This window comes from Burkholderia sp. AU30198 (assembly GCF_020419825.1).
GTDB lineage: Bacteria > Pseudomonadota > Gammaproteobacteria > Burkholderiales > Burkholderiaceae > Burkholderia.
In genome coordinates, this window is sequence record NZ_JAIZSA010000043.1 from 1 (window position 1) to 11,230 (window position 11,230).

Annotated in this window: 11 protein-coding genes; 10 read left to right on the plus strand and 1 reads right to left on the minus strand. The window is 66.9% G+C overall.

The genetic code is table 11. The features are described 5' to 3' along the window. The 10 genes from LGN19_RS39235 to LGN19_RS39280 all read left to right on the plus strand — a co-directional run. A partial coding sequence (locus LGN19_RS39235; protein WP_226220195.1) for an electron transfer flavoprotein subunit alpha/FixB family protein occupies nt 1–461 on the plus strand: 461 nt, incomplete at its 5' end. A 45-nt stretch (nt 462–506) separates the two neighbouring features. After that, nucleotides 507–830 carry a hypothetical protein gene (locus tag LGN19_RS39240; protein WP_226220197.1) on the plus strand — a complete coding sequence of 108 codons (324 nt, stop codon included), beginning with the start codon at nt 507–509 and terminating at the stop codon, nt 828–830. A gap of 351 nt (nt 831–1,181) precedes the next feature. Then, entirely contained in the window at nt 1,182–1,724 is a 543-nt protein-coding gene (locus LGN19_RS39245) for a hypothetical protein (RefSeq protein WP_226220199.1), read from the plus strand. Between the two features lie 377 nt (nt 1,725–2,101). Then, complete coding sequence (locus tag LGN19_RS39250) at nt 2,102–2,872, plus strand: hypothetical protein (protein WP_226220200.1); 771 nt, start codon at nt 2,102–2,104, stop codon at nt 2,870–2,872. 22 nt (nt 2,873–2,894) lie between these two features. Next, nucleotides 2,895–3,605, plus strand: coding sequence for a hypothetical protein (locus LGN19_RS39255; protein ID WP_226220202.1), 711 nt, complete (start codon nt 2,895–2,897; stop codon nt 3,603–3,605). A 78-nt stretch (nt 3,606–3,683) separates the two neighbouring features. Continuing rightward, nucleotides 3,684–4,226: a CbrC family protein gene (locus tag LGN19_RS39260; protein WP_226220204.1), complete on the plus strand. Its 543-nt coding sequence runs from the start codon at nt 3,684–3,686 to the stop codon at nt 4,224–4,226. 65 nt (nt 4,227–4,291) lie between these two features. Continuing rightward, the gene (locus tag LGN19_RS39265) at nt 4,292–5,542 is read left to right on the plus strand and encodes a metallophosphoesterase family protein (protein ID WP_226220206.1); all 1,251 of its coding nucleotides are present in this window, start codon (nt 4,292–4,294) and stop codon (nt 5,540–5,542) included. A gap of 3 nt (nt 5,543–5,545) precedes the next feature. Further along, nucleotides 5,546–9,013, plus strand: coding sequence for an ATP-binding protein (locus LGN19_RS39270; RefSeq protein WP_226220208.1), 3,468 nt, complete (start codon nt 5,546–5,548; stop codon nt 9,011–9,013). Between the two features lie 121 nt (nt 9,014–9,134). Continuing rightward, a complete protein-coding gene (locus tag LGN19_RS39275) occupies nt 9,135–9,659 on the plus strand; it encodes an HD domain-containing protein (protein WP_122950278.1) in 525 nt (174 codons plus the stop codon). A gap of 9 nt (nt 9,660–9,668) precedes the next feature. After that, on the plus strand, nt 9,669–10,355 hold the full coding sequence (locus LGN19_RS39280; protein ID WP_226220210.1) for a DUF429 domain-containing protein: 687 nt from the start codon (nt 9,669–9,671) through the stop codon (nt 10,353–10,355). 172 nt (nt 10,356–10,527) lie between these two features. On the opposite strand, the gene LGN19_RS39285 is transcribed toward LGN19_RS39280, so the two are convergent. Then, nucleotides 10,528–10,998 (minus strand): ATPase, encoded by a 471-nt coding sequence (locus tag LGN19_RS39285; RefSeq protein WP_089454113.1) that lies wholly within the window; start codon nt 10,996–10,998, stop codon nt 10,528–10,530. Nucleotides 10,999–11,230 lie beyond the last annotated feature (232 nt).

Consider the following 11,230-nt stretch of genomic DNA (forward strand, 5'->3'; position numbering starts at 1 on the left):
GCGGCAGCGCATCGGTCGAGAAGATCGAAGCGGCAGCCGACGCCGGCAAGTCGCAATTCGTGAGCCGTGAAGTGACGAAGCTGGACCGTCCGGAACTGACGAGCGCGAAGATCATCGTGTCGGGCGGCCGCGGTCTGGGCAGCGGCGAGAACTTCGCGTTGGTGCTGGAGCCGCTGGCAGACAAGCTGTCGGCAGCACTGGGCGCATCGCGTGCGGCAGTCGACGCCGGCTACGTGCCGAACGACTACCAGGTCGGCCAGACCGGCAAGATCGTCGCACCGCAGCTGTACATCGCGGTCGGCATCTCGGGTGCGATCCAGCATCTGGCCGGCATGAAGGATTCGAAGGTGATCGTCGCGATCAACAAGGATCCGGAAGCCCCGATCTTCAGCGTGGCCGACTACGGCCTCGTCGGCGATCTGTTCTCGGAGATCCCTGAACTGGCGGCGCAACTGGCGTAACGGAATTTTTGCGAGGCCTGCTTGCTGGTGATGTGCGGATCCGGGATGACGAATATGGGCGCGATGGAACGAGTTCGCTTCGATGCTGCGGTGGCGGCCAATGCTGAAGATGCGTCAATCTGGCGTTGGTTTTCTGTGCTGCTCGAGGAACGCAGAATTCGATGGCGTTACATGTTTGACAGCTGGGTCGTGAACGTCGACCGTGCCCACGTCGCAACCGAGCAGAACTTCGACGATGCGATACGTGCCGCCAAGCTGGCTGCGGAGCAACTGGGGCTCGGCGCGGCCGATGCGCACTTGTCTGGGGGGAAGTGGCGCGGAGCAACGGAAACCGGGTCGCGTCGGCAACATGCAGGCAGAAGCAGCTGAGCTGAATCGGAAAGACGGAAGCTCGCCAAAGGCGCGGGCTTTCGAATAGGCAGGCCGACGACGATGTATGTCGAGCGGCCGCATCGCCATCCCGGGGCGACCTGTACCGCACGTCACCGGATTCACGCCCGCTCACCGGCAAATACGCCATTCATTCCGCCGCAAGCCCCCGATTGTCAAACTATGTGAGTCAATCGTCAGCATTTGCAACGGAAGTAACAGTCCCCGCAAATCAATCGTTTTGCGCGTTCGCGCCGCTACATTGGCTCCACCTGCCGCACGTCGCGGCGAGGCATGCGACAAGCCGCACGAAGGCGGCTCGCAGCAACAACGTCTTTGGGGAGAATGACCATGAACAAGATTCGTACGATTCTGGTGGGTGCTGCACTGACGGCGATGGCGACTTCGGCTGCGTTCGCACAGACGGCCCAGACCGGCGCCCAGGGTTCCGCAGGCGTCGGCGCGCAGGTTCAGACGCCGCTGCTCGGCGGTGGCGTGGGCCTGCAGGCTGGCGCCGGCGCGAACGCGGCGGGCTCGGGTTCGGGTGCAGGCAACGTCGTGGGCGGCGCGCTGAACGGCGTCGGCAAGACGGTCGGCGGCGTGGGCTCGGCAGCCGGCAACGCGGTTGGCGGTGCGACGCATGCGGTTGGTTCGGCAGCGGGCACGGCGAAGGATGCCGCCGCATCGGCCGTCCACTCGACGAAATCGCACGTGAAGCACGTCGCAGGCACGGCAAAGAGCCACGCGCAAGGCGCGATGTCGACGGCAGGCGACGTCGCCGGCGGCGCGAAGGCGAAGGCCGGTGAGGCGCTCGAAGGCGCGACGAACTCGGTGCAGGGTGGTGCATCGGTCGGCCTGAAGGGTTCGGCGTCGGCACAAGGCGGCGCGCTGTAAGCGTCACGCTGCCCGACACGGCCCGGCCCGCTTCGATGCGGGCCGGGCTTTTTTATTGGCGCGCGGCGCGCCGTTCTTCGCATCCTCGATACAGGGATGCGTCGGCGTTCGCCGTCGATCCGGCGACGCGACACATACGGGCGCGTTGCCCGATGCCCACCGGCACGGGTCCGCAACGGTCGGCGTGCGCATCCCCTGCCCATTGCCCGCCCACCATGCTTAAATAGCGGGGCTCCCGGTTGGTTGCCCGGTCGCCGCGATCGCGGCGCCGGCCGATACGGGCATGCATGTCCGATCGACATCGTGACGACAGACGACACCAAAACGCCGTTCCGGCCAGCCCGGCGCGGCCCGATAACATTCCGAGGCCTCACGTCATGACCCTTCTGTTCCGTCTTCTCGCGCTCGCCTGCGCGCTCTGGCTGGCTGCCTGCGCAGCGTCGCCCCCGCCGTCCGCCAGCACCCGTGCGTCCGCCGCCGCACCGGACGCCAGCGAACGCCGTGGGCTCGGCACGGCGTGGGGCGAGTCGGTTCGATCCGAAACCCGCCAGGTCGATTTCGAACGCGCGAATCCGGCGAAGCCGACGGATCTCGCATCGGTCTACTACAACGATGCGTTGCCCGGACACCTGCCCGCATCCCAGGTTAGCCGGTTGCCGACGCGCGTCGCGCTCGCCAACGGCGACATCGCGCTGTCGTTCACGGACGAAAAGGGCGCGCCGCTGCGTCTGGCGCGCAGCGACGGCCGCTGGCACATGGCGGGCGTCGAAGGTTCGCGCTACATGATCGTGCTGCGCAACCAGGGGCGCCGCACGTTCGAGGTCGTGTCGAGCGTCGACGGGCTCGACGTGCTGTCGGGGCGGCCGGGCAGTTATACGAATGGCGGTTACGTGCTGTATCCGGGCCGCACGCTGACGATCGAGGGCTTCCGCAAGAGCCGCGACGAAGTCGCCGCATTCCGCTTCGCGGCGGTACCCGACAGCTATGTCGCGAACTCGAAGTATGGCGATGCCGCGAACGTCGGCGTGATCGGCGTCGCGCTTTTCGCGCAAAAGGAGAACGAAGAGGAGGCGCTGCGCCGCAACGCGAATCCGTTTCCCGGCAATGGCAACGGCTATGCACCGCCGCCGGTACCGCGCGGGGAGTGACGGCACGTCGTGGATCGGCCGCGTGCGTCGTGACGAACGACGCACGCGGGGCGATCCTGAATCGGCGCTGCCCGAACGACCTGCCGACGCATACGATGAACTTCACGACAATCCTGCGCGATTCATGCGGACCCGGATCAGCCCGACGAAATCGATGGTGTTGAAGCTCGCGGCGCTGGCGCTGCTGGCCTCACATGCCGCCGTTGCCTCTGCCGAAACGCCGGCGCCCGAATCGGTGCGGCTCGCCAACGGTCACGAGATCGAATGGGCGCGCCCGCGGTTGTTCGAGGTCGATGCCGCCCACCACCAGAAATCGGCACTGAGCGTGCCGGTGGAGCTCCGCCGTGTGTTGGCCGATGCATCGAGCGTTGCGTTCCCGTCGGACCGTTTGAAGCGGATCGACGGCAAAGACTATCTGCTGGTCGTCGTCAACCGCTCGTCGAACATCCGCCCGACCGGATATTGCGGCGCGGGCGAAGAAGGGGTGCTGCACGTGCTGGAACTGCACGGCGCCCGTGCGGTGCCGCGCTTCTCGCTGCCGGTTCAAAGCTGTATCGACTCCGTTTCGCTCGAAACCGATGATGGAGCGCAATCGCCCTACCTGGCGATCGCGTGGCGCGACGACCCGGCCGGTATCGACATCCGGTGGGAATATCTCGCACGCGGCGGTGCCACGCATCGTTTTTATCGTTTCGTGAACGGCTCGTTTGTCGAGACCGAGGTTCCTCGGTAACACGGTCGCGTTGTGGCACGATGGCCGTTCGAATGCGCATCGCGTGATTCCCCACCTGCCGGATCGACGGAGAGCCTCATGTCGTTACCCGCTTTCAGGTACCATCCCGACCCGCTGGCAACGGGCAGCGTGATCCGCTCGGACGCGCGCTGCGTCTGTTGCGGCGCTGTGCGCGGTTACGTGTACGCCGGCCCCGTGTATGCAGTCGACGAGTATGAGCAATGCATCTGCCCGTGGTGCATCGCCGACGGCTCGGCGCACGCGCGGCTCGACGCAGCCTTTACCGACACGTACGGCATCGGCGGCGGCGAATGGGACGAAGTGCCCGACGCGGTCGTCGACGAAATCGCCTGCCGCACGCCGGGCTTTCAGGGCTGGCAGCAGGAACGGTGGTGGACGCATTGCGGCGATGGCGCGCAGTTCATCGGCCGTGCAGGCGCCGGCGAACTGACCGCGCTCGGCCCGCAGGCTGTGGCGTCGATTCGGGAATCGACCGGACTCGACGAGGGCGGCGAGTGGGAGCGTTTCTTTGCCGCACTCGACAAGGACGGCTCGCCGACTGCGTATATGTTTCGCTGCCTCCATTGCGGCGGACTCGGCGGCTACCAGGATTGCGACTGATGGCCTGGCTGGCGGCATCGCAGGGCGATCGCAAGCCCCCATCGTCATGAAACAGAGGAATCTTCGTGAAGTTCATCCACGCGGCAGACATACACCTTGACAGCCCATTGCACGGCCTGAGCGCGTATCCCGATGCGCCGGCCGCGCAGTTGCGCAACGCGTCGCGCGAGGCGCTGCGGCAGCTCGTGGATCGTGCGATTGAAGAGGAAGTCGCGTTCCTCGTGATCGCCGGCGACCTGTACGACGGCGACTGGAAGGATCACAACACGGGCATCTTCTTCGGCCAGCAGATGGGGCGCCTGCGCAAGGCGGGCATTCGCGCATTCGTCCTCGGCGGCAACCACGATGCCGAAAGCGAGATGACGAAGAAGCTGACGCTGCCCGACAACGTCACCGTGTTCGGCCACCGCAAGGCGGAAACCCACACGCTGCCGGAATTCGACGTCGCGCTGCACGGGCAGAGCTTCAAGGACAAGGCGGTCGTCGACAATCTCGCGATCGGCTATCCGGACCCGGTGCCCGGTTACTACAACATCGGCGTGCTGCACACGGCGCTCGAAGGCTATGCGGCGCACGCGAACTATGCGCCGTGCACGCTGGCGGAACTGCACGCGAAAGGCTACGACTACTGGGCGCTCGGCCACGTGCACGAATTCCAGCAATGGTCGGGGCCGTCCACGGTGGTGTTTCCCGGCAACCTGCAGGGGCGCCATATCCGCGAGACGGGCCGCCGCGGTGCGGTGCTCGTGACAGTCGAGCAAGGCCGCACGCAGGTCGAGCGTCTGTATCTCGACGTGCTGCGCTGGGAAGCCGTGTCGGTCGATGCGTCCGATTGCCTGACGGTTGCCGACCTGTCGAGAAAGATCGGCCAGTCGCTGGAAGCGCTGCTGACCGTCGACGGCCACGTGCCGCGCGCGGTGCGCGTGACGGTCACGGGGCGCACGCCCGCGCACGGTCTCTTCTTCGGCCGCGCGCCGCAGTTGCGTGCGGAGGTGCTGAACCAGATCGGCATCATCGGCAACGAGCGGCTGTGGCTCGAGAAGGTCCGGCTCGCGACGTCCGCGGCCGATCATCAGCCGGGCGAAAGCGAGCAGCTCGAAGCGCTGGAGGACCTGAAGCAGATCCTGGCCGACGCCGCGCGCGATCCGGATTTCCTCGAACTGCTTGAACGTGACCTGAAACCGTTCATCGGCAAGGTACGCAGCGACGTGAAGGAAGAGGTGCCGTTGTTGACGATGGCGCGCGCGGGCGAGCTCACGGCGCTCGTTGAACAGGTCGGGCCTGCTCTGCTCGCGCGGCTGGCGAGGGGGGAGTAAGCGATGCGGATCAATCAGCTCGATCTGATCAAGTACGGCAAGTTCACCGACGAGACGCTGCGTTTCCCGTCGGCCGGCGAGGATTTCCATGTGATCGTGGGGCCGAACGAGGCTGGCAAGTCGACGATCCGCACGGCCGTGTCGGAACTGCTGTTCGGGATGAAGCTGCAGACGCCGCTTGCCTTCTTTCACAGCATGCCGGAGCTGCGGATTGGCGGCGTGTTGGAGAGTGGCACCAATGCACTCGAATTTCACCGCGCGCGAGGGCGCAATTCCTTGCGTACGGTTGCCGACGTCAAGCTGCCGGACGACTATCTCGCGACGGCACTTGATGGTGCGACACGGGAGTTTTTCGAGCAGATGTTTGGGCTCGATCACGAGCGGCTTGTCGCCGGTGGGCGGAGCATTCTCGATGCATCGGACAAGCTTGGGCAGGTGTTGTTCGAGTCGGCAGCTGGTGTTGGAAGTCTTGGACCGGTTCGACAAGAGCTAGCGGCTCGCGCAGGCGAGTTGTGGGCGCAGCGAGGCCGAAGTTCCTATTCTGAAGCCGAATCGTCGTTCAACGAAGCCGTGACCGAACTGAAGACGGTCCAGGTGCGCACGCGCGACTGGGTCGAACGCAAGGACGCGCGCGAAGCGGTCGAACAGCAGATCGAGCAGGCGCGCGCCGAACAGCGCCGGCTCGAAGCGCTGCGCTCGAAGCTCGAACGCGTCCGGCGGCTGGCGCCGTATCTGAAGGAGCTGACGGTCAAGGACGCGGCGCTGGCGGAACTGGGCGCGGTCGTCGAGTTGCCGCCCACCGCGTATGCCGATCTGCTGAAGGCGCAGGGCGATCTCGCGGCCGAACAGAAGGTGCTCGAGGAACGGCGTGCCGACCTGCTCGCGAAACGGCAGGCGCGTGATGCGATCGACGCCGATGCCGACACGCTGGCGCTCGAAGCCGACATCGAAGCGCTCGATCGGCTGCGCGGCGCGTGCATGAATCACGCGCAGGATCTGCTGCTGCTCGGCGCGGACGTCGAGCGGCACCTGTCCGCCGCGTGTGCCGCGGCCGCCCAGCTCGACTGGCCGACGGACGAGGTGTCGCTGCGTGCGTCGCTGCCGACGGCACTGTCGCTGAAGACCGTTGCAAACCTGTTGCGCGAACACGGCGCGCTGCATCAGGCGCTTGCCGGCGCGCGCGAATCGCTCGACGAACGCACGCGCGAGCTTGCGCAGGTGCGGGAACAACAGGCGCGCCTGTCGACCGTCGATGTGCCGGAAGCGCTGCGTGCGGCGCTGGCCGAAGCGCAGGGCTTTCGCAACAGCGGCCAGCGCGAGCAGGCGCTCGAACATGAAATTGCCGCCGCCGAAAGCGCGCTGGCGGGTGCACTCGATGCGCTCGGCCAATGGCGCATGCCGGTCGATACGCTGAGGGCGCTCGACGTGCCGTCGGCGGCGCGGCTCGGCGCGCTGCTGAAGGAAGACAGTGAACGCGCGAGCGCGGCCGCTGCAGCACGCGACGCGCGGGACGGCGCGCTCGAAGAGCTCGAGCGGCTCGAACTGCAGGAGAAGCACTTCGCGGAGAACCACAAGGTCGTCACGACCGCCGACGTGCTGGCGGCGCGTGCACGGCGCGACGGCGCATGGGGTGATATCCGCGATGGCGTGGTCGATCTTGCAACGGGCGCACCTGCGGTCGACGACGCGATTCGCCTTGCGGACGAGCTCGTCGATGCGCAGCTCGGCGCAACGCAGGCGGCGGCGACGTTGCAGTCGCTGCGTCAGCAGGTCGAGTCCGCGCGTGCCGGCGTGACGCGCAGGCAGGCCGCACTGGACGAGCGCGAGCGTGAGCTCACCGCGCATCGCGACGCATGGGCCGCGCTTGCGACGACGGCCGCGGTGCCCGGCATGCCGCTGGCGGCGATGGGCGACTGGCTCGCGAAACGCGACACGGTGTTCGCCGCGCAGGCCGACCTTGATCGGCAGCGCCGCGAATTCGACACGATTCGCGCCGCACGGGCCGGTGCCGAAGGCGCATTGCGCACGGCGCTGCGCACCGTGTCGCGAGGCGGCGAGTCGGACGGCCTGGCGGCGCTCGTTGCGAGCGCCGAGACCTTCGTACAGTCGGCCGAGAAAGCGCTCGCGCAGCAGGACAGCCTCGAGGACCGCGCGCGGGAAGCCGAACGCGGGTGTGCGACGGCGCAGTCGCGCGCCGGCCACGCGCAGACGGCCTACGATGCGTGGCACACGCAATGGCGCGACGCGCTGGCCGACGCCAAGCTGTCCGCGAGCGCGGCGACGCTGGCCGCGGCGGAAGGGACGCTCGGGCTCGCCAACGCGGTGACGGCCGAACTGGCCGACGCCGACGCGCCGCGCAACCGGATTGCCGCGATCCGCGCGGAGCTGACCGCACTCGAAGCGGGCGCACGGCGGCTTGCCGAAGCGCTCGCACCGGAATGGCTGACGAGCGGCGACTGGCCGGACGTCGCGCGCCGGCTGACGATGCGCCTCGCGGCCGCCCGGGAAATTGCACGTGCGATTGGTCGTGCCGACGAGGCCGTGCGGCAGGCCGACGGCAAGATCGCGGATGCGGCCGCCGCAGTGGCTGGCGCCGATGCGCGCATTCAGCCGCTGCTGCAACTGGCCGGCGTCGCGTCGATCGACGTGGCGCTGCCGCTGGCCGAACGCTCGGATCGCCAGCGCCAGCTTCGGCAGGCAGTCGATGCCGCGCACGAGGCACTGGTGCGCGATGGCGACGGCCTGTCCCGGTCTGCCGTCGAAGCCGAAGTCGCGGAGCAGGACATCGTCGACGTACCGGCGCACCTTGAAGCGGTGAAGCAGTCGCTCGGCGATGTCGGCAAGCGGCTCAACGAGCTTTCACAGCAGCAGGTCGTGGCCGAGCAGGCGTTCGGTGCGATCGATGGGCAGGCGAATGCCGCCGTTGCCGAGTCGAAACGGCAGGAAGCGCTGGCGGCGATGGGCGATGCAGCCGAGCAGTATCTGGAGGCGGCCACCGCGAGCCGGTTGCTGAAGTGGGCGACGGATCGCTACCGCGACCAGAAGCAGGGGCCGATGCTCAGGCGCGCGGGCGAAATTTTCGCAGGGCTCACGCTGGGCGAATTCGCGCGGCTGACCGTCGACACCGAACGGACGCCGCCCGCACTGTATGCACGACGGACGAAGGGCGCATCGGTCGAGGTCGCGGGGTTGAGCGAAGGAACGCGTGACCAGTTGTTCCTCGCGCTGCGAATCGCGGCGCTGGAGCTGCAGCTCGGCAGCCGGACCGCGCTGCCGTTCGTCGCCGACGACCTGTTCATCAACTTCGACGACGCGCGCGCGAAGGCCGGGCTCGACGCGTTGCGCGATCTGTCGACGCGAACCCAGGTGCTGTTCCTGACGCACCATGACCACCTGCTGCCGCTCGTGAGAGATGTATTCGGCGCGCGGGTCAACGTGGTCGAACTGCAGCGCGCGCCGGTGGGCGCGTGATGCGCGGCCTGTGTGAATGCCGGCGCACGGGCAGGTTCATCGCGAACAGGTAGTATGTGCGGTTCCGAAATACACGCGGCCGGTTCTGCCGGTCGCGGGTCAGGCCACACGAGGGGGGAATATGAAAAAGCTGGTAGCCGCCATCGCGTTCGCGGCGGACAAGCATCGCAATCAGCGGCGCAAGGACGAAGATGCGTCGCCGTACATCAATCATCCGATCGCGCTCGCCGACGTGCTGGCCAACGAGGCCGGCGTCGAGGACGAGCGTGTGATCGTCGCGGCGGTGCTGCACGACACGGTCGAGGATACCGAGACGACCGAGCAGGAACTGCTGAGGCTGTTCGGCAAGGACGTGGCGGACATCGTGATGGAAGTCACCGACGACAAGTCGTTGCCGAAGGAGGAGCGCAAGCGCCTGCAGGTCGAGCATGCGGCGACCATCAGCCGGCGTGCGAAGCTCGTGAAGCTGGCCGACAAGATCTGCAACCTGCGCGACATCGCGCGGCATCCGCCCGCGGACTGGCCGCTCGAGCGCAAGCAGGCGTATTTCGACTGGGCAAAGTCGGTCGTCGACCCGATGCGCGGTGTGCATCCCGGTCTCGAGGCGATCTTCGACACCGCCTACGACGCACGGCCGGCGGACTGAGGCGCCTGCATGCGATCGGCCCGCTTCATCGGATCCGCCGCGCCGCAATCGCCGGTCGTGGCGGGTGTCGATGTGGGCGGCGAAAAGAAGCAATGCGATCTCGTGATCCTGCGCGGAACGACGGTCGTCTGCCGCGAGGCGCAGATCGCGCCCGAGGCGGTGCCTGCGCTGTGTCTCGCCCATGACGTCGTGGCCGTCGGTGTCGACGCACCGAGCCTGTGGTGGACGGGGAGCGGGCGTCGGGCGGCCGAGCAGGCGCTCGCGCGCGAGCGGATCTCTTGCTTTCCGACGCCGTCGCGGGAGCAGGCGGTCGCGAGTACGTCTGGCTTCTTCGACTGGATGTTCATGGGAGAGCGCGTCTACCGCGCGCTCGCGGATGCCTATCCGCTGCTGACTGGCGCACGCTATGCGGGCGGCCGCACGAGCTTCGAAACCTATCCTTATGCGATCACCTGCGCGATGCTGGGCAAGGCCGTGGCGTCCGCGAAGCAGAAACGCAACCAGCGCCGGCAATTGCTGGAGCGACTGGGGATCGACGTGTCGACGCTGAAGTCCGTCGATGCGCGCGACGCGACCCTGTGCGCATTGACGGCGCAATACGTCATCGACGGGAATGCGCACGCGTATGGCGATGCGAAGGGCGGATATATCCGCGTGCCGATCGTGAACGAGGCGATCGTGCTCGACGCACCGTAGCTGTGTCGCGCGGCCCGGGCCAGGGGCGTAGCGAAAAGGTGAGCTTTTGCGGGAGGGCGGCGGCCGGTGTGTCGACGAAGGTGTCAGGTGGCGACTGCCGGCCGGCAAGCATCGGGATGGCTGTCGCACACGACGTGACACCGGTGCGCGGTGCGATCCCGAGCGGCGCTGCTCAATCCTCGAGGATGGCTTTCGGCACGCTGGCCAGATCGCAGGCTTGCGCCTGCTCGAAGTAGCCTTCGGCATCGTCGATCATCACGACTGCGACGTCGATCAGCTCGTCGAGCCGTTGCAGCAGCGATTCGCGCCACTCGATGTCTTCGTCGCGCTCGGGCGTCTTGTCCAGTTGCTCGATGATCGAGTCGGCCGTCTGCAGGAAAGGAATCGCCTGCTGATAGTTTTCGATCGAGACCATTGCCGCGTTGCGCGCGCCGACGAGTCGCTCGCGGTGCTCGTCTGCCAGTTCGGATTCGCCGCTGATCCGCGGCAATACATCCGAGATGCGTTGCAGAAGCGGCGGAGCCTGTTCTTCCAGGATGATGGCGCGCTCGCGCAGCGCTGCATATTCGTCGCGAAGGTCGGCGTCGCCGGGTTGAGTGGTGCTGTCCATCGTGGATATGAGTGCGTGGTTCGGTCGCGGCATGATACTCGACGGCACCGGATTCCTTGCCCGTTCCGCAACCTCATATATAGGGGGGCGACGGACATACGTCACATCAATAGAGGGCGGCTCGCGTCGCGATGGGCGGCCCGTCGAGCCCCAAGCCCCCGTGCGCGGCAGCGCACGGGGGCTTTTTCAAAATATTTTCACAAAGGGGCTTGCGTAGTTGGCGGCGGGTGCTTAGAATCACGCCTCTTTCGCGCTAACGGAAACG